Raw genomic sequence first — 19,894 nt, 5'->3', positions numbered from 1 at the left:
TCTCCGTCATGCCGTTTCAAGCAACGGCGTAAATCCTGGCAAGGCGCGCACGCGCGCCAGCCAGGCAGTGATATGGGTAAAGGCGGACAGGTCGTAACCGCCCTGCTCCGCCATGCTGGTATAGGGATACAGCGCCACGTCGGCGATCGTCGGCGCGCCGCCCACAAGATAGGTTCGGCCTGCCAGATGCGCATCCATCAACGCCGCGGCCTTCATGCCGATCGCGCGCCACGCCACCATCGCCGGATCATCCACGGCCGCCGTCTGGCGCAGGTGAATCAGCAGCCGCGGCTGCGCGAACGCATGCATATGCTGCGTCTGTTCAAAACTCAGCCAGCTGCTGACCTGCGCCTGCGCCAACCGGTCCTGCGGCAGCCACGGCGTGCCCTGCCCCAGGTACCACAGAATCGCCTGCGATTCGGCCAGCCATTCGCCTTCGGGCGTCAACAAGGCGGGCACCTGCCGCCACGGATTGATACGCGCGAACGCGTCGGTCTCGAGGTCGCCCTGAACGATGTCGAACGTGCGCCGCGTCAGCGCCAGACCCATGAAACCGCAGGCCAATCGGATCTTCCAGGCATTGCCCGAACGAAGCGTGTCGGCCAGGACCAGCGGCTTGCCCGCCAGCGGATGCGTCGTCTGCGTCATGCGATCAGTCCATTTTGATGTTGGCGCGCTTCACGATCTGGGCCCACTTGGCCTTCTCTGCCGCGATGAAGCGCTGATATTCGTCCGGTGTCCCGGTGTACAGCTGCGTGCCCTGAGCCGCCAGCCGCTCTTTCAATGCAGCCGACGCCAGCGTCTTTTGCAATGCCGCGCTCAAGGCAGCCAATACCTCGGGCGGCGTGCCGGCTGGCGCGAAAAATGCGTTCCACGAACTGATCTGCAACTGCGCATCGCCCACTTCGGGGCTGGCGGGCACCGCGGGCGCCGAGGGCAGGCGCTTATCCGCCCCCACCACCAGCGCGCGCAGCTTGCCCGACGCCACATGCGGCATGATGACCGGGCTTGCGTCCATCACCACGTCCACCTGCTCGCCGATAGCGGCATTGACCGCTTCGCTGCCGCTTTTGAACGGCACATGGACAATGTCCAGGCCCGCCGTCAGCTTCAGCAGTTCCAGCCCCAGGTGCGGCGAGCTGGCATTGCCGGCCGACCCGAAATTCAAGCGTGCCGGATTGGCCTTCGCATACGCCACGAATTCGCTGAACGAGGCAGCTGGCAGACCGGCCCGCACCGCCAGCACATAGGGCGACCCCGACACCATGCCCACCGGCGCGAACTTGTCCGCGTCATAGCTCAACTTGTTGTAGATCAGCGGGTTCACAACCTGCGTACCGACCGTGCCCATGAAAATCGTATACCCGTCGGCGGGCGCCGTAGCCGCCATCTGCGCCGCGATCACGCCGCCCGCGCCCGGCCGATTTTCAATCACGATCCCCTGCCCGAGCGCGTCGCCCATGCCCTTGCCCACCTGCCGCGCCACGATATCGGTGATACCGCCCGCCCCGAACGGCACCACCAGCCGGATCGGCCGCTCCGGAAACGCCGCACACGCGCTACCCGCCATGCCTGCCGCCAGCGTCAACGCCGCCAATCTTCCCCAAACCTTCATGCCATTCCCCTTGTTTGCGCCGTATCGGCTCTAATGACACAAAGTGTCCTATAGAGCATTGATTTTCCGCAAGGAGAATGTGATTGGGGAAATCCCTGGGGGCGGGTGGAAGAAAGGCGAACTTCGTAACAAGCGCGATTAGATCAACGCAACAGTCTTCGCCCGCGGATTTTGGACATACCCGTGCGGGCGGTGTGGAAGAGACATGGACGTCTCGAGGCACTCGGCTGTGAGTTGGGAATTGTCAAAGCAGGAAGCGCCGTGCCTTGTACTGATGGCACGGAGGCCTTGAGGCCAATGGTCGCTCTCAGCCAGAAGGGGACGTTCTACCATAGTGCCCGGATCGTCAAACAATCAGCGTTTACTCGTGAAATGTACCTTGGCAAAATTAAGCTGATTGGCGCTTAGACAAGGCAAAAAACCAAAGCCGGTTCAATGCCGCTGGACCCAGCAAACAAACCCCTCAAGCGCTTTGCCGATGCGCTAGACGGTCGAAAGAGAAGACCCAGAAGGTTCCCACCCCACAGTGTTATCGCGAGATGGCCTGCTGCAAATTCTTGATTTTCAGATTGCCATGTAGACAGTGGCACGGTTGCGTTACATGAACTGCAGCGTAGCAAGGAAGACTCTGGGTTTTGATGCCATGCGTTAAGGGCCTCATACAAACCTTCACTTCCATCGGCGCCAAGCTTGACAGCTGATCTGCAGAATGGGCAATTCACACTGAAGCCGCCATCGAAATTCATGTACAGACCGTTATTGCCAGGTTGAACCGTCAGTTCGGGTCTACCAGTTAAGCCAATGTGCCACCGGTAGCCCGTCACGCCGATTTCAATGGCAGTGATACATGTATGTCCGGGACTGTGTGAATCCATCGCTTGCTCGGGAGAACGCCAATCTTCAAGGTCGTCTAACCCTCGAAAATCATCGCGTAACGGAAAGGCGAACCCACCCAGCGACAGGTCATCACGAAGCTCGGGAAGGATGACGCCGCTGTCGAGAAGTCGCTCATAGAGCTCAAGCGCGGCCTTCGGAGCAACCGCGCGAGAAATCTCCGTATTGACCAGCGAAGTATTTCTGTCACCCATAACCGTTTCCTGCAAAGTTCTGCATGAACCTATTATCCTTCGCGGTTCCGCCATTTCCAATGGTTGCCGTGCCCACCCAATGCCCTGTTGACTACAGCCGCACGGTCGTGCGGATTCAGGAACTGCCCGGTCAGATCATGATCGGGTCGCACAGGACGATAGATGGCCTGAATGAACGCTTGGCGATTCGGTCAACATCTCCCATGGGTCGTCAGCAGACGGCTGCAAATCCTCCTCCTCGAACCCGGTCCGACCGTACCCACACAGGCCCGTCGCCCCATACCCAACATAATCAAGGCCCGCCTCACAACAAAACCAACCCGCAAGCCGCGTCAACGGTCTAGCTCCGCCGACCTTGATCCGGCGCGGGCAGATGGTCGCGTAACCATTGGTCCAACTCGCAGACCGCGATGCCGCGCTGGGCGTTGAACGTTTGTGCCTTGTCCCATGCCACGCCGCGCCCCTCGGCGAATACGGCGCGGTACTTGCGTAACGCGTTTTCCGGATCGGCGGCCAGTTGGCGTTTCAGTTCGGGCACAGTCCATTCCTGGCGGTGGACCTTGACGCCACGGACGCGATCCAGGGCATCGGCCACCTCTCGATAGGTGACGGTATCGCCGGCGACATACACCGCACAGTTGGCGATGCGCGGTTCGGTGAACAGGATCTCCGCCGTCAGGTGGCCGATGTCATCGGCGGTCGTTAGTGTGACGGCCGTGTCCCAACTGCCTAGCGCGTTCACGGTATTGGCCGCCAGGTCGACCACGCCGAAGGCCGGTTCGAACAAGAAGCTGGTGAACATGCCTGTCGAGACAACGATCCATTCGGTGTTCGACTGTGCCCGCAGCATGTCGCGCACGTCCAGTTGTTCGTCGAACAGGTCCTGCGGGCTGTTCCGGCCGATGGCGTCGTAGTCCACGCCGAATTGCCACGGAACAAAGCGCTTGACGCCGGCATCCAGCGCGGCGCGCGCAATCTTGCGCTGCACGCCCGGGCCGCCCACGAATCCCGTGCACGAGATCACGGTGTGGAAACGGCTGAATGTGGCGGCGAGCTCGTCGCTGGATTGCGCCGCCAGGTCGCCTGCGACGATATGGACGCCCAGGGCGTTCAGGTCAGCCAGGTCTTGCTGTTTCGCCGTGTCCGTGGAAGCGACAGTCGACGGGCGCAACAGGACCGAGAGGGAAACGCGGGCGGCGCGTTCGGCGTGGAGAGCTAGATGGCGCAGCACGGCCATGCCGAGTTGGCCTGCACCCAGGACCAGAATGGCGTTGTCTTTCAAAATGGGAAACCCCGCTAGGAAATGGGTATTTGAAAAATGGGCTGCGGCCCACCGCGATCGCGATGCGGAAAACTGCCGCCCTGATGTGATTTGCAGTGTAGGAGCGCGCAGTCCGCCCATTGTTCGCCGCGCTTGAATACACAACGCACAGGAAGCACACGGGTTGCGCCGGACGCATTGTTAACATTGGGGGCTCCCGCCGAAATTGGCGCACGCACTATCGGCAGGCAGGCTTATGGACAAACTTCAAGCGATGGCAACTTTCGTACGGGTCGTTCAGGCGCGCAGCTTCAGCAAGGCGGCCCAGTCCCTGGGGATGCCACGTTCGTCGGTGACGACGACGGTCAAGAACCTGGAGGCCTACCTGGGCACGCCGCTGCTTCGACGCAGCACCCGCAGCCTGAGCCTGACCGACGCGGGCGCCCGCTACCTGGCGGCGTGCCAGGCCATCCTGGCCAATATCGCCGACGCGGAAAACGACATGTCCGCCACGAACCAGGCGCCGCGCGGACGGGTTCGCGTGGACATGCCGGGTGCCATCGGAAGAGCGATCGTGGTGCCGCGGTTGCTCGAATTCGAGGCGCGCTATCCGGACATCGAAGTCGTGCTGGGATTGAGTGATCGGCCGGCGGACCTGATTTACGAAGGCATCGACTGCGCGATCCGCAGCGGCACGCTGGCGGACTCGACGCTGGTGGCGCGCAAGCTTGGCCAGTTGGCTTGGCTAACCTGCGCGTCGCCCAAATACCTGGCCCGGTTCGGAGAGCCGGATTCCATAGCCGCCCTGGAAGCGCACCGAGTGGTCAACTACCTGTCCAACGCCACCGGCCGGCCGCTGGACTGGCGTTTCAGCGTCAATGGCGAAGCCGTGGCGGTGTCCCTGTCCAGCCGCTATGCCGTCAACGAAACCGAGGCCTATCTGCACTGCGGCCTGGAGGGGCTGGGCCTTATCCAGCTATCCGAACTGGCGGCGTCCGCCTACCTGCGCAGCGGGCGCCTGCGGGAAGTACTGGCGGATGCCCGATGCGCCCCGGTGCCGATTTCCATTGTCTATCCGCAAGCCCGCGCCACGGCAGCGGTCAAGACGTTCGTGGACTGGGTCATCGCGATCGCGCGGCCCGAGCTGGCCGGATGAACCGACGCCGACGGACAACTCTGCCATTTCAAGGCGCATAGGAGCCACCCGCTACAGAGGTAGGTCCGAGTTTGCCTGCGCGGGCATCTCGTCTCCAGGCCCTGGCAGGCCCGCCTTGGCGGTGGAGGCGGGTGTATATGAATAACCGCTCTCGGCCAGAAGCAGCCCTCGGCGAAAGGTCGCTGCCGACCGAGGCTGGGTGATAACGCTTTCCGTTCTGACAGCCACAGCGCAATCGCCTGGACCGCACCGACTTGGACGGTATTCGGTTCAATTTTCCGAAGCGGGGCTCGCCCTGGACCGTTTGGGCGGCCTGGATAAGTCCTGAGGTGTGTCCTTGGGCACATAGAGGGCTTAGCCGCCCGCAGCTAGCATTGCTTTCATCGTTTGCGACACACCGCAAGGAGACCGCCATCGACTTGATCGCGGACCTAAAGTCGACGTCGCGTCATCAACCTAGGCCCGTCTGGCGCGCTATTCGGGCGCGCGCACCTATCGCTAACACCAATGGCTGATTGATGGTGTTGAGGCCGAGTCCTACTCTGCGTCTGCGCCTGATCGTCAGGCCCCAGACGCCTGCGTGCTAAAGCGCGGCGACGCCCCCCCTTTCACCCATCGAGAGGGCACGACCCCTCGTTCCCAGTTCCCCGGAGGATTCCATGCGCCCATCCATCGCCCGCGTCGGTGACGGCGGCACGCTGCCCTGCGGTTCCGCGCCGCGCAAACGCAGCTTGCCGATAACGCTTGAGCGGCAGGCAAAGACCATGTTGCTAAGCGGCCAGAACTCCGTCGCCGACGTCGCCCGTGCCTGCAAGCTTTCACGCACGCATTTCACGACAGTATTTCGCGACGCGGAGGGCACTACGCCCCACCGTTGGGTGCTTCTGCAGCGTATCGCCGATGCCCGCGAGCAGCTTCGGATACCGAACAAGACGCTGGCCGATATCGCGCTGGATTGCGGGTTTTCCGACCAGGCCCACTTCACGCGCGTGTTCCACAACCTGGTGGGCGTGCCCCCAGGCGCGTGGCGTCGCACGGCCAAGGCCTGACGTAGCCCCGCAATCGCCGGCGCATCAACACATCGGATTCCACGCCTATACGAAGGCGTTATTGTGCCGCCGATGACCGCCCCATAAGCTTCGTTTCGTCCGCTGCCGGACACCTTTCAATGCCACGGGATGCCCGCGCATCCCCATTCACAATCCGTCTGCTTGCGCCTTGCAATCACGCATCGACAGACCCTTTGATCCTACGCCATGACCCAATCCAAACTTGAAGTTTTGACCCCGAAAAACAGCCAACTGATCTTCATCGACCACCAACCCCAGATGGCATTTGGCGTGCAGTCCATCGACCGCCAGGTTCTGAAGAACAACACGGTCGGCCTGGCCAAGGCCGGCAAGATCTTCAACATTCCGACGACGATCACCACCGTGGAATCCGAGAGCTTCTCGGGCTACACATACCCCGAATTGCTGGATGTGTTTCCCGACCAAAAGGTGCTGGAACGCACGTCGATGAACTCGTGGGACGACCAGAAGGTGCGTGACGCGCTGGCCGCCAACGGCCGTAAGAAGGTCGTCGTGGCGGGCTTGTGGACCGAAGTCTGCAATACGACGTTTTCGCTGTGCGCCATGCTGGAAGGCCAATACGAGATCTACATGGTGTCGGATGCCTCGGGCGGCACCAGCAAGGAGGCGCACGACCAGGCCATGCAACGCATGATCCAGGCGGGCGTCGTGCCGGTGACGTGGCAGCAGGTGCTGCTGGAATGGCAGCGTGACTGGGCGCGCCGCGACACCTACGACGCCGTGATGGCGTTGGTGAAGGAACATTCCGGCGCCTACGGCATGGGCGTGGACTACGCCTACACGATGGTGCACAAGGCTCCGCAGCGCACCCATACCTCGCACGAGGCAATCGCCCCGATTGCAGCCCGATAAATTCTCGCACACAGGACGAACGAACATGAATTCGCAAGCGCAGACCGCCGCCTCATCGGGCACCGCCGGCCAGACCATCGTCACCCGTGACGGCACCCATATCTATTACAAGGACTGGGGCGCAGGGCAGCCGGTCGTTTTCTCGCACGGATGGCCGTTGCACGCCGACGCCTGGGACGCGCAGATGCTGTTCCTGTCGGAACGCGGCTTTCGTGTCATTGCCCATGACCGTCGCGGCCACGGCCGTTCTGGTCAGCCGTCCCAGGGCAACGACATGGACACCTATGCCGATGACCTGGCCGCCCTGCTTGACGCGCTGGACATCCAGGGCGCGACCTTGGTGGGCCATTCCACCGGCGGCGGCGAAGTCGCCCGCTACATCGGCCGCCACGGCAGCAAGCGCGTTGCGCGAGTGGTGCTGATCGGTGCGGTGCCGCCCGTGATGGCCAAGACCGCCTCCAACCCTGACGGTTTGCCGATGGAAGTCTTTGACGGCATCCGCCAGGGCGTCATGCAGAACCGGTCGCAGTTTTACAAGGACTTGACCCTGCCATTCTTTGGCTTCAACCGGCCCGGCGCCAAGGTTGATCAAGGAACCATCGAGGCATTCTGGGTGCAAGGCATGGCGGGCGGCATCCGCGGCCAGTACGCGTGCATCAAGCAGTTTTCCGAGGTCGACTTCACGGAAGATCTAAAAAAGATCGATGTGCCGACGCTGATTCTGCATGGCTCGGACGACCAGATGGTGCCGATTGCGAAGTCGGCCGAGAAGGCGGTGAAGCTGCTCAAGAACGCCACGCTGAAGGTTTACCCGGGCGCCTCTCACGGGATGTGCGTGCTTGATGCCGAACAGGTCAACGCCGACCTGCTGGCCTTCATCAAGGGCTGAACCACGGCCCGAAGCGGGCTCCCCTTTTGACCCGCCCATTCCGCAGCGCCCATCAAGGGGCGCCGGGCAAACCAGCCCGGCGCCCTGCCTTTCTTTCTTTACCGGAAGTCTCTAGTGAAATGCTATGCAACACCGCTAGCCGCATGCCTGGTGGCGGCGGCGCCGGTCTGCGCCCAACCGTCGGTGACGCTCTACGGCAGGTTGAACACCGCGCTGGAAAGCAGTTGGATCAGCGGCGCGTCCGACGCCGGCAGCGCGGCGCGGATGACCAACAACCGCTCGGTATTCGGGCTGCGAGGTTCGGAATGGCTGGGCGACGGCACCCGCGCGATCTTTCAGATTGAAAGCGGCATCGCCCTGAACACCGGTCAGGGGCAGATTGCCAGCCGCAACACCCGCGTCGGCGTTGTCGGCCCCTACGGGACCCTGTTCCTGGGCAACTGGCATACGCCCTATACCGAAGCCACCCTGGCCTACGACCCCTACTATCCGACCACGGCAGGCTATATGGCCTTACTGGGCAACGGGTCGGCGGCCAGTAGCGGCAATGTCGAAAACACAAGTTCGTTTGACCGCAGACAGAACAATTCCCTGCAATACCGCACGCCGTCGTGGCGCGGGCTGACCGGTGGCTTCGCGTGGGGGCTGCCGCAGGAAAAGATGAGGACCCCACGTAATCCGCAGCTTTTCTCATGGTCGGGCAGTTATGACCTGGGCGGATTGAACGTGGCGGTGGGTTATGAAGTGCACCGCAACTACCAGGCGGCGAACACGCACGACGACGCTTTCAAGATGGGGCTGTCTTATCAATTTTCGACGACCCGGATCGGGCTGGTAGCCGAACGGCTGCGCTACCAGACGGCCAGCGGATCGTTGACGCGCGACGGCTATTACGTGTCAGTCGTGCAGGCGCTGGGCCGGGGCAGTTTGCGCGCGGCGCTGGGTGTGGCGGGTAACGGCCGCGGACCATCGTCGCAGACTGTGGGCTTTGTACGCAGTGGATCGGACACCGGCGCGGTGCAATGGACGGTCGGATACGACTATCCCCTGTCGCCGCGCACGGCGCTATACGGCTATTACTCGCGAATCCGCAACCGCGCGCACGCCGACTATGACTTTGCCATCAACAGCCTGGGCGTCACCCAGGGCGCCAGCCCGCAGACACTGGCCATTGGCTTGCGCCACTACTTCTAGCCACCGCCCGGCGACTACGACTTTGGTGGTAGTGAGTACGCCCCCGGCGCGCGGGCGTGCCAGAATCCTGGACACACGCAAGTTGCCCCGAGCGAGCCCGCCCGTTGCAACCATATGCCCGGCCGCCCCACCCAGGAGTTCATCGTGAAGCCATGCGCAGCCCCCGGCGTACCCAAACCCGTGGACCCCGTGGTCTACATCGTCGATGACGAGCCTGCGATCACGCAGTCGCTCGTCGCGCTGTTCGCATCAGTAGGCTTGGCCGCCAAGGCCTTTCACAGCGTGCAGGCATTCCGGGAAAACGACAGGGACAACCGCCCGGCATGCCTGCTGCTGGATGTCCGGCTGCGCGATGGCAACGGCCTGGACCTTCAAAAATTGCTGCAGAGCGACGGCGACGCGTTGCCCGTCATCATCATGACGGGACACGGCGATATTCCCATGACGGTGCGGGCCATGAAGGCCGGCGCGCTGGACGTCCTGACCAAGCCATTCAACGAACAGGATCTGCTGGATTGCACGCGACTGGCCTTGCAACGCGACGGCGAGCGCCGCGCCAACGAACAAGCCATGCAAGGCTTGGTCCAGCGCTATCAAAGCCTGAGCCAGCGCGAGCGGCAGGTAATGGAACACGCCACGGCGGGCCTGATGAACAAACAGATTGCCGACCGCTTGGGCATCAGCGATATCACCGTGAAGATCCACCGGGGCAACGCCATGCGCAAGATGCAGGCGCGCAGCTTTGCCCAACTGGTGACGATGGCCGGGCAGATCGACGCCCGTGGCTGACCGCCCGTGGCTAACCACCTTGCTCGATAAGCCCCATGGATTGCGCCAGTAACACCAATTCGGCGAACGTGCGTGCCTGCATTTTGCGCATGGCGTTGGCGCGATGAATTTTTACCGTGGCTTCGCTAATATCGACCGTGGCCGCGATCTGCTTGTTCAGCAGGCCTGCCGCCGCCAGTCGCATCACTTGCTGTTCACGCGGCGACAAGGTGGCGTAGCGCTCACGCAGCGCCTGCGCGTTGCGGGCAAACTGATGGCGTGCCCGGGCCTTGTCCAGCGCGGCGTGCACCGCGCCCAGCAGTTCTTCCTCGGTAAATGGCTTGGCAAGGAAGTCCAGCGCGCCGGCCTTCATGGCGGTTGCCGTCATGCGTACGTCGGCGTGGCCGGAAATGAAGACGATGGAAAACGGAGCATCGCCCGGCGCCAGCCGCGCCTGCAAGTCCAACCCGCTCAGGCCGCGCAGCTGCACGTCCAGGATGATGCAGGTGGGCACTGTGGGCAGTCCACCGGCCAGCATTTCCTCGGCAGATCCGAAGGTGCGCGCCGCCATCCCCTCGGACCGCAGCAGGTTGCTCAGTGCCTCACGAACCGAGGTGTCATCGTCCACCACCCAGACCATGGCCTCGGTGGCTGGACAAGCGCGATCCGGGGCATTGGATTGACCGGGCATAACGAAAAAGGCGGCTAAAAAGGGAAAAAATTATACCTTTGTATGGCTTTTTCCAGGCCCCGGTCTGCGGGTATGCTTGGGGACTTGCGACGCGGCCACTCCACCGGCAGTCGCCTTGATACAGGAATGCACAGTGAAAGCCGCTCCCCTCATCGCGGTCGTCGACGACGACGCTTCAGTGCGTAAGGCGCTCGGCAGCTTGTTGCGCTCCCTGGACCTGAACGTGGTGCTGTACGACGGCGCGGCCGGCCTGTTGAATGCCGATGACCTGTCGCGGCTGTCATGCGTGGTCACCGATATTCAGATGCCCGGCATGACCGGCCTGGCAATGTGCGCGGCCCTGCGCGAACGCGGCTTGTCCGTGCCGGTCGTCCTGATGACGGCGTTTCCCGAAGAACGGTATCGTGAACAGGCCAGGCAGCTTGGCGCGTTCTGCTTCCTTTGCAAACCGTTCGAAGACGCCGAAATCCTGCGCTGCATCGACCGCGCCATCCACCCGGATTCGACGGCCGCCTGACATGCCCGTCCCCGACCACAGCGCCACCCTTACCGTCACCCCCTTTGTCGGACGCGGCGCGGAACTGCGCACGCTGGACGACGCCCTGGCCCGTGTGACGGTACAGGGCAACGCGGAACTCGTGTTGCTTGCCGGCCCCGCGGGCTCGGGCAAGTCAACCTTGGTGGACCGCCTGGCGCAGCGCGCCGAACAAGCCGGCGCGAGCTTTGCCGGTGGCAAAAGCGATCAGCAACTGCGCGACATTCCCTACGCGCCCATAACCGATGCGTTGCGCACGCTGACCATGGCCGCGCTGGGCCGCGATGAGGAGGTACTGGCACCGCTGCGGGCGCGGTTGGTGGAGCTTCTGGCCGGTCAAGGCCGGGCCGTGGCCGAGATCTTCCCCGAAATCGAACATTTGATCGGGCGCACCGCGCCCTTGTCGCGCGTGCCTGCCAAGCAGGCGCAGCAGCGCGTGCACATCGCCCTGCTGAACACGTTTTCTGCCTTTGCTCAGGCGGGCTTCCCGCTGGTGTTGTTCATCGACGATCTGCAATGGGCGGACGCCGATACGCTGGCCTGGTTGAAGGCATACACCGTCAATCCCCCCTCGCACGTGCTACTGCTAGGCGCCTATCGCGACCAGGACCACCAGGCAGCAAGCCAGGCCTTTGACTGGCTGGTTCATGCCGACCGCTGGAACCCGGTCCAGGTCACTCGGATTGCGGTGGCGCCGCTGTCCGCGCAAGACGTCTGCGACCTGACCGCCGCTGTCCTGAACGACCGGGTCAATGCGGTCAGCGAGCTGGGCCAGGCGCTGCATCGGGTCACGGCCGGCAACCCTTTCTTTGCCCGGCAGTTGCTGCTGACCTTAATGGATGACGGCGTCCTGTCGTTCGACGCGGCATCGGGAAACTGGCAATGGAACACTGCCGACGTCATGGATCCGCGCTACTCGGCCAGCGTCGTCCAGTTGATGGTGACACGGCTAGAGCGCTTTTCCGAGGCCGGACGGCGCTTGTTGGGACAGATGGCCTGCGTGGGTTTGCGCAGCGCGGACACGCTGCTGGCCCGCATTGCGGACCTGCCCGTGGCCAACGTGGCGACCCAGTTGCAACCGCTGGTTGATGCGGGCCTGTTGCGCCACGAGTGCGGCGTCTACGTGTTCGCGCACGATCGCGTGCTGGAATCCGCCTACGCCATGACGACGCCCGCACAGCGCCCGCAAGCCCATGCGCGCATCGCCACGCTGATGGCGGAATTGTGGGCCGCGCAGCTTGGCGACTACGCCTTCGAGATCGCCAACCAGATCGAACGCGCCGACGGCGTTGCGCTGAGCCTGGTGCAGCGCACGGTATTCGTGCGTGTACTAACACTTGCCGGTCGGCGCGCTAAGGAAGCGGCGGCGGTGCAGCAAGCGGCCCACTACGTAGGTGCGGCCTGCCAGTTGATGCAGCGGAACTGGTGGACGACACAGTACCCATTGGCCTATGACGTCAGCCTGCTGCGTTGCGAATGCCTGTTGGCGCAAGCCGATTTCGCCACCGCGGCGCGAGAGATCGGCGCCCTGCTGGCGCGCGACCTGCCCCCTGTCGACAAGGCCGCGGTGCACCGCCTGAAGGCCACACTGCAAACGCTGCGGTCCGACTACGAAGGCGCGATCGGCGCCGCGTTGGCCGGCCTGTCGCTACTGGACGTTCCCCTGACACGCGCGCCGTCCACCGACGCACAGCGCGACGCGTATGACATCGTCCAGCGCAAGCTGGCCGGCCGCCCCATCGCCTCGCTGGGCCACACGCCGGTCACGCGGAACCGCCGCGTGCAGACCGTGATGGGCCTGCTGTCCACGCTGATCTCGTCGTTCTTCGTTGATGACGGCATCCGCTTCACCCATCTGGCCAAGATGGTCGAACTGACGCTGGATCACGGCGCCACGCCGGAATCGGCCTATGGCCTGTCGTGGTACGGCGTGTTCATCGCGGCGCAATACGAAGACTATGAAGACGGCTTGTCATACGGACTGGCGGGCATGGCGCTGGCCGAGCACCACGGTTTCGAGGCCGAACGCATCGCCACGCTGGTCGCGGTGGACCAGGTCTGCCCCTGGACGCAACCCCTGAGCGTGGCGTTGGGCCATGCCCACACCGCCGTGTCGCTGGGCCGCGCGTCGGGCGACCTGGGCATGGCGTGCTACGCCAGCAACCACATCGTGTCCGACCTGCTTTTCATGGGCGAGCAGCTGCGCCTGGTCGAAGAGGAAATCGAACGCGGCCTGGCGCTGACTCGCCTGATCCAGTACGTAGACATTGAACTGCTGCTCAAGGCGCAGCACGGGTTCACCCGCCGGCTGCTGGGCACGCCCTTGTATGTGGGCGACGAGCCTGCGTCGGAACAGGCGCGTCGAACCCATTCGGAATCCACCCGATTCTGGATCTGGCTGTACGACGGCATGGCGTCCTTTTATTTCCACGACTACGCGGCGGCGGTCGACAGCCTGTCGCGCGCCGCCGCGCTGAAGTCGTCCGTGATCAGCCACATCAATACGGCGGATTGCCACCTGTACCTGGCGCTGGCAACGGCGCGCGCTCCAGGTGCGACGGCCGACCCCGACGCCACCATCGCGGCACTGCTGCCCCACCGCGCCCGCTTTGTGAAATGGAGCCGACTGAACCCAGCCACCTTTCGCAGCAAGCTGCAACTGATCGACGCGGAACTGGCCCGCCTGCGGAAACAGCCACTGGTGGCGCTGCAAAGTCTTGAGGCGTCTTGCGACGGCGCCGGCGCTGCGGGCTTTGTTCACGAACAAGCACTGGCACACGAAATGGCGGCGGGCCTGTGCCAGGCCAATGGCCTGCTGTCCGCCGCCCGTCAGCACGTGAGGCTGGCGCATGCCAGCTATCGCCGCTGGGGCGCGGTGAAGAAAGCCGAACAGGTGCTTGCGACGCACTCCGCATTGTTGGCGCTGCACGCCCACACCCCGGAACCCGCCGAACGCGACGGCGCGACCGGCGCGGCGGACTGGACCATCGGGGTGCGCGCGTCGCAGCTGATTTCAAGCGAGGTGGTGCTGGACCGCCTGGTCGAAACGCTGATGACCAACATGATGGAATACGCAGACGCCCAGTATGGCCTGTTGTTGCTGGTGCGAGGCGGGGCGCCGTTGATCGAAGCGTCCGCGCGCCGCATGGGCGATACCTGCGCGGTCACGCTGGGCAGCGCGGCGCCTACGACTGACGCGCTGCCGCTGACGGTGCTGAACAGCGTGTTGCGCTCGCACCAGACGCTGGTGCTGGCCGATGCAGTGGTGGACGCGCCATCGATCCACGCGGCGATGGCCGCAACCCGGCCGCTGCGCTCGGTGCTGTGCCTGCCGCTGATTCGGGGTGGCATGCTGCTGGGCGTGCTTTATCTGGAAAACAACGGCGGGCCAAATGTGTTCGATGCCGGCCGCACGGCAGCGCTGGAGCTGCTGGCGCCGCACGCGGCAATCTCGTTGGAAATGGCGGGGCTATACGCGCAACTGGTTGACGAGAACCATCGGCGCGCGCAGGCGGAAATGAATCTGCGAACGGCGCGCAGCGACCTGGCGCGCACGTCGCACCTGACGGTGATGGGCGGGCTGGCCGCCTCGATCGCGCATGAGGTCAATCAACCGCTGACGGCGATTGTGACGTCGGTGGGGGCCAGCCTGCGTTGGCTGAACCGGCCGGTGCCTGACATCAACGAAGCACGCGAAAGTTTGAACCACATCAAGAACAATGGCTTGCGCGCGGCGGAAATCATCCGCGCCCTGCGCTCGCTGGCCAAGCAGGCGCCCGCCGCCCTGGCGCCAGTGCGCGTGGACGACACCCTGGGCGACGTGCTGACGCTGACGCAAATGGAAATGGACGCGCAGCATGTACGCCTGCTGACGCGGCTGGATTCCGACGCCGCGCTGGTCGAGGCCGACCGCACGCAGCTACAGCAAGTAGTGCTTAACCTTGTCACCAATGCCATCGACGCGATGCATGCCACGCCGCAGGCGCAGCGCCAGTTGATTGTGTCCTCGCGCTTGGAGGGGGACATGGTCGAGGTCAGCGTCGAAGACCGCGGCGCTGGCATCGCGGCAGACGATCTGGGGCGCATCTTCGACCCCTTCTTCACCACGAAGGCGCAGGGCATGGGCATGGGCCTGGCGATTTGCCGATCAATCATCGAAGCACATGGCGGCACGCTGGACGCGCAGCCGCTGACGCCTTGCGGCACCCGCTTCTCGTTCCGGCTGGAGCGCCTGCGCACGGCAAACTGAGGTTGCGCAAAGACGGGCATGGGCTCGCAAGCCGTCCGGTCCATGTCGTGCTGCTTCATTCAGCCTGAAAAGAATGCGCCTGAGCGCGTCGCAACGGGCGTTGCTTCGACATTGGTTGAAAGCCGGAAACCACAATGCGGGAAAGGAGTTGATCAGGTATCTTGAGCCGGTATTAGGCAAACACCGCTTCTAGAAGGTTGCGGGTGACGAGAGTCTTACTGATGAGATGCGTCACGTCCTTGATTACGACGGCCTGAGGCGGCCCCCCGTCAACCTGATGCTGGTGTCAGCCTCCAACAATCTGATTTTGTCCCCTTTCGAGAAATTGACACCTACCGACCTACCGATGAATCCATCCGAGCTAGTGATCCATCTCGAGCAGCCTATGGACCAGTTACCCCTTGACGGCCCTCACGCCCGAGAAATTGTGATCGCAGGTCTTAGGTGGCCAACTGAATATTGGCCTCAGCGGGCACTGACCTGGCTTGACGAAGGACTTTCCATTGACGAGGAGATAGCCGCTCTGCTCCTGGAGGTATCTCGCCAGCGTGCGTTTTCTCAGCGTCTCACACATCAAGCATTCGCCATAGCGATGCGGTGGGAAAAGCAGCGACCCTTGCCTAAGTTCTGAGATTCCCATTTCTGTGTAGCGGACGGAGAAACGGAGATGGCGCAGCAACACAGACAGCAAGGAAACGTCCGTTCCCCGCAAACGCGAAGGGCAGCTTCGGGTCGGAAACAGACATCGGCCAGAGTCCCCTTGCTGCCACGAACAGTCATTCGGAAGACATCGCGGAAACCGTCATTTGCCAGCATTGACCTGCGCAGCCAAAAGCCGCTAGGATTGTAGACATGACCACCCGCTTCAAATCCCTCTTTTCGCTGGTCCGTGCATGTTGTCAGAACATGCCGGGGGAAACTGCGTCTAGCCATTAGCTACACGTTGAATCAATCGCCTCTGGCCGCCCGTTGCAAAACCGGCGGCTTTTTTGTTTTTACCTGCGCCCTTCGGTACGGAGAGAGTTGATGCCACTTGCGTTGTACGACACCTGGTCGCGAACCGTGCGCTCGTTCACGCCAATCCACGCTGGCCACGTCGGCATGTATTGCTGCGGACCCACCGTCTACGACCATGCGCATATTGGCAATCTACGAACGTATGTGTTTGAAGACATTCTGCGCCGGGTACTCATTCGCAACGGCTATGAGGTCCGTCACGTCGTTAATATCACCGACGTCGGTCATCTGACTTCGGATGCCGACGAAGGCGAAGACAAGATGGAAAAAGGTAGCAGACGGACCGGGGAGTCCGCATATGCTATTGCTCAGCGCTACACCGAGGCCTTCGTCGCGGATTGGCATGCCCTCAACTTGCTGGAGCCGACGGTATGGTGCCGCGCGACCGATCACATCGCCGAACAGATCGCGTTTATCGGCGAGTTGGACCGGTCCGGCTACGTGTATAGGACCAACGACGGTCTCTATTTCGACACAAGCAAACAGGACGACTACGGCTTTCTGGCCCGGCTCGACCGTGCCGGCCTGCAGGCCGGCAAGCGCGTAGCACTTGGCGCGAAGCAGAACATCACCGATTTTGCGCTATGGAAGTTCAGTCCGCCGGGCGTAGTCCGGCAGATGGAATGGGATAGCCCATGGGGGCGTGGATTTCCGGGCTGGCATATTGAGTGCTCGGCCATGTCGGCGAAACACCTCGGCATCTGGTTCGACATCCACTGTGGCGGAGAAGACCATATCGCCGTGCATCACAGCAACGAAATTGCCCAAACACAAGCGGCCCACGGCACCCGTCTTGCGAACTTCTGGATACACGGACATTTTCTAACACTCAATGCCGACAGCAAGATGTCGAAGTCGAGTGGGGATTTTGTTCGCTTGCAGACGCTGCGCAGTCGGAACATCGATCCGCTTGCCTACCGTTACCTGTGCATGACAGCTCATTATCGGAGCAAGCTGCATTTCAGTTGGGTGTCTCTTGGTGCAGCGCAGACGGCCTTGAACCGGCTGCGGCATCTCTATTCCGGTTGGCCGGGCGGTGGCCGCATCGATCCAGATTTCGCCGCGCGCTTCAACGCCGAATTGAATGATGACCTGAATCTGCCGAGGGCATTGGCGGTGCTATGGGAACTCGTCAAGAGCGACCTCCCCGCTGCGACCTTGAAAGCGACTGTGGACAGCTTTGATTTTGTACTGGGCCTTGGGTTGCGCGATTGGAACCCAGTTGCGTCTGACATTCCGGAAAGTATCCGGGTGCTGCTCGGTGAACGCGCTCAAGCCCGAGAGGCAAAGAACTGGGCAAAAGCCGATGAGATACGAAAGATGTTAAACACCCGAGGCTGGAGAGTCGAGGATGGCAACGACGGGCAACGCCTGACAGAAATCGCCATGCCCCCCGCAGACATCGGAAGCTAGTCGTAACAGCATTGACGCCGAGCCAATTCCCGATGAAGAGGGCGAAGATCTGGATGGCTGCCTTCGCCAGGGCGGTATCGAGCCACACTCGGTTCAGTCAAAAAACCAGCGATAGCACGTTGGCGCATTGAGACAGAAAAACCCTAACACGAGCCATATGCCTTCAGGAAAACATCCACGGCACGTTTGGCTGCGTCCTTCAAGATCTGTTCGGGGGTGGATTGAGGGCTGACAAGCAGCGAGGGCAAAAGCGTCTCGGACTGCACCAATCCTAAAAAGTGTTGTGCAGCCACATTGGAGTCGCAAGGCCTTAGTGCACCAGCGTCAATCTGCTTCGAAAAAAACTCAGTCAACTGCGCGACGCCCGTGGCGGGGCCCGCCGCGTAGAACTGCGCGCCGAGTTCACTTCTGCCTGCAACACCGATCATGGTACGGAGCGTCCGGACGGTTTGCTCATTACACATCGCCAAGATCAAGCCTTCGCCAAAGCGATGCAAACAGACGGGCAAGGGGTCGTCGGTATCGGCCAGTGAACCGAAGATCGGTCCAAAAAGTTCCTCGGCCGCCTTCAGCGACACCGCCGCGAACAGGTCCTCTTTAGACTCGAAATAGCCGTACAGCGTGCGCTTGGACCCTCCAAGGCGCGCCGAGATCTGCGCCATCGACGTTCCCTCGAATCCTTCCTCCAGAAACACTTGCTCAGCGATCTGGATGATGGACTCGCGCTTGGCTTCTGTTCGTACTCGCATCGGAACCTCTTCATTCTGGGGACGCAATAGTATACGGGGGTGTGTATTTTTGTTGACTTTTCCATCGGACTCTTTAGTATACCGATCTGTACCGTTATACCGAGAACCTCCGTGCCCATCACCGTCAACCCTCGCCGTCATACCCCAGCCATTGCCCTCTCCCTGATCGTTATCCTCCTGCTCCTGAGCGGATGCGGCGATCCCCCGGGCGGCCCGCCGCCCGCCGAGGGCATGCCGGAAATGGCGGTCACCACGGTACGTACGCAACCCATCGTCCTGACCAAGGAATTGCCAGGCCGCACGGTTCCCTACCTGATCGCCGAAGTCCGGCCTCAGGTGGGAGGGATTGTCCAGTCACGGAAGTTTCAAGAAGGCGCCGAGGTCAAGGCAGGCGAGACGCTCTATCAAATTGATCCCGCTGCCTATCAGGCCAGCTACGACAACGCAGTCGCCGCCCTTGGCAAGGCGAACGCAACGCTGCGTACCGCGCGTCTGAAAGCCGACCGCTATCGCGAACTGGTGGCGGACGCGGCGGTAAGCCGGCAGGACAACGACGATGCGGCCTCCGCGCTGGGCGAAGCCCGGGCCGATGTCGCGGCGGAGAAGGCCAACGTGGAAAGTGCGCGGATCAACCTGGCGTATGCGAAGGTCGACGCCCCTATCTCTGGCCGCATCGGCAAATCCAGCGTGACGCCCGGTGCGCTGGTTACGGCAAGCCAGTCCACTGCCCTGGCCACCATCCAGCAGCTGGATCCCATCTACGTCGACGTGACCCAACCCAGCGCGTCCTTGCTCAAGCTGAAACAGGCGATGGCAAGGGGCGAATTGGCAAAAACGGGGGATGGCGCCGCCAAGGTCAAGCTCCTGTTGGAAGACGGAAGCGCCTATCCCCTGGAAGGCCGGCTCGAATTCTCCGACATCACCGTCGAGCAAAGCACGGGAGCCATCACCGTGCGGGCGGTATTCCCGAACCCGCACGCCGATCTATTGCCCGGCATGTATGTGCGAGCGGTACTCCAAGAAGGGGTCAAAAAGGATGGTCTGTTAATTCCTCAGCGAGCCGTGGCCCGCAACAGCGCGGGTAAACCTGTCGCATACGTTGTCGGGCCCGACAACACGCTGCAACTGCGAACCCTTGAAACGGAACGCACGATGGGCGACCAATGGGTCGTGCGCAGCGGCCTGGAGCCGGGAGATCAATTGGTGGTCGAAGGGTTGCCGCGCGCCCGTGACGGCGAAAAGGTCAAAGTCGTGCCATGGCAATCCGCCGCTCGGACCGCGCTGCCGCCTGCCCCCACCGCGCCACAGGCCGCGAACTGAAACTGG

The 19,894-nt window shown here is 62.5% G+C and carries 16 protein-coding genes; 10 read left to right on the top strand and 6 right to left on the bottom strand.

The window, feature by feature from the left end:
* Positions 1-6: 6 nt before the first annotated feature.
* The 4 genes from ACE039_RS28520 to ACE039_RS28505 form a co-directional block, all read right to left on the bottom strand.
* On the bottom strand, positions 7-648 hold the full coding sequence (locus ACE039_RS28520; RefSeq protein ID WP_485823996.1) for a glutathione S-transferase family protein: 642 nt from the start codon (positions 646-648) through the stop codon (positions 7-9).
* Between the two features lie 4 nt (positions 649-652).
* Positions 653-1,615 (bottom strand): Bug family tripartite tricarboxylate transporter substrate binding protein, encoded by a 963-nt coding sequence (locus ACE039_RS28515; RefSeq protein WP_485823995.1) that lies wholly within the window; start codon positions 1,613-1,615, stop codon positions 653-655.
* 404 nt (positions 1,616-2,019) lie between these two features.
* Positions 2,020-2,703: a hypothetical protein gene (locus ACE039_RS28510; RefSeq protein ID WP_448711895.1), complete on the bottom strand. Its 684-nt coding sequence runs from the start codon at positions 2,701-2,703 to the stop codon at positions 2,020-2,022.
* 340 nt (positions 2,704-3,043) lie between these two features.
* Positions 3,044-3,985, bottom strand: a complete 942-nt coding sequence (locus tag ACE039_RS28505) for an aromatic alcohol reductase (RefSeq protein ID WP_485823994.1) — start codon at positions 3,983-3,985, stop codon at positions 3,044-3,046.
* 235 nt (positions 3,986-4,220) lie between these two features.
* On the opposite strand from ACE039_RS28505, the gene ACE039_RS28500 reads away from it, so the two are divergent.
* The 6 genes from ACE039_RS28500 to ACE039_RS28475 all read left to right on the top strand — a co-directional run bounded on the left by ACE039_RS28500 (position 4,221) and on the right by ACE039_RS28475 (position 9,935).
* Entirely contained in the window at positions 4,221-5,120 is a 900-nt protein-coding gene (locus ACE039_RS28500; protein ID WP_485823993.1) for a LysR family transcriptional regulator, read from the top strand.
* Between the two features lie 659 nt (positions 5,121-5,779).
* On the top strand, positions 5,780-6,169 hold the full coding sequence (locus tag ACE039_RS28495) for a helix-turn-helix transcriptional regulator (protein WP_416028625.1): 390 nt from the start codon (positions 5,780-5,782) through the stop codon (positions 6,167-6,169).
* Positions 6,170-6,376: 207 nt separating this feature from the next.
* A complete protein-coding gene (locus tag ACE039_RS28490; RefSeq protein ID WP_448711900.1) occupies positions 6,377-7,063 on the top strand; it encodes a hydrolase in 687 nt (228 codons plus the stop codon).
* 25 nt (positions 7,064-7,088) lie between these two features.
* The gene (locus tag ACE039_RS28485; RefSeq protein ID WP_416028627.1) at positions 7,089-7,952 is read left to right on the top strand and encodes an alpha/beta fold hydrolase; all 864 of its coding nucleotides are present in this window, start codon (positions 7,089-7,091) and stop codon (positions 7,950-7,952) included.
* 114 nt (positions 7,953-8,066) lie between these two features.
* Entirely contained in the window at positions 8,067-9,146 is a 1,080-nt protein-coding gene (locus ACE039_RS28480; protein ID WP_448711903.1) for a porin, read from the top strand.
* A 144-nt stretch (positions 9,147-9,290) separates the two neighbouring features.
* Entirely contained in the window at positions 9,291-9,935 is a 645-nt protein-coding gene (locus tag ACE039_RS28475; RefSeq protein ID WP_485823992.1) for a response regulator transcription factor, read from the top strand.
* Between the two features lie 10 nt (positions 9,936-9,945).
* Here ACE039_RS28475 and ACE039_RS28470 read toward each other — a convergent pair whose 3' ends face one another.
* A complete protein-coding gene (locus ACE039_RS28470; RefSeq protein WP_448711904.1) occupies positions 9,946-10,605 on the bottom strand; it encodes a response regulator transcription factor in 660 nt (219 codons plus the stop codon).
* Positions 10,606-10,738: 133 nt separating this feature from the next.
* Between ACE039_RS28470 and ACE039_RS28465 the strand changes: the two genes are divergently transcribed.
* The 3 genes from ACE039_RS28465 to cysS all read left to right on the top strand — a co-directional run bounded on the left by ACE039_RS28465 (position 10,739) and on the right by cysS (position 17,819).
* Positions 10,739-11,122: a response regulator transcription factor gene (locus ACE039_RS28465; protein ID WP_448711906.1), complete on the top strand. Its 384-nt coding sequence runs from the start codon at positions 10,739-10,741 to the stop codon at positions 11,120-11,122.
* Position 11,123: 1 nt separating this feature from the next.
* Positions 11,124-15,389, top strand: a complete 4,266-nt coding sequence (locus tag ACE039_RS28460; protein ID WP_485823991.1) for a trifunctional serine/threonine-protein kinase/ATP-binding protein/sensor histidine kinase — start codon at positions 11,124-11,126, stop codon at positions 15,387-15,389.
* A 1,026-nt stretch (positions 15,390-16,415) separates the two neighbouring features.
* Positions 16,416-17,819: a cysteine--tRNA ligase gene (cysS, locus tag ACE039_RS28455; protein WP_485823990.1), complete on the top strand. Its 1,404-nt coding sequence runs from the start codon at positions 16,416-16,418 to the stop codon at positions 17,817-17,819.
* 143 nt (positions 17,820-17,962) lie between these two features.
* On the opposite strand, the gene ACE039_RS28450 is transcribed toward cysS, so the two are convergent.
* A complete protein-coding gene (locus ACE039_RS28450; protein WP_448711912.1) occupies positions 17,963-18,568 on the bottom strand; it encodes a TetR/AcrR family transcriptional regulator in 606 nt (201 codons plus the stop codon).
* A gap of 117 nt (positions 18,569-18,685) precedes the next feature.
* Here ACE039_RS28450 and ACE039_RS28445 point away from each other — a divergent pair, with 117 nt between their 5' ends.
* On the top strand, positions 18,686-19,888 hold the full coding sequence (locus ACE039_RS28445; protein WP_485811411.1) for an efflux RND transporter periplasmic adaptor subunit: 1,203 nt from the start codon (positions 18,686-18,688) through the stop codon (positions 19,886-19,888).
* Positions 19,889-19,894 lie beyond the last annotated feature (6 nt).

The organism is Achromobacter maghribensis (assembly GCF_057334215.1).
This window is presented reverse-complemented; position numbering and strand designations above follow the sequence as displayed.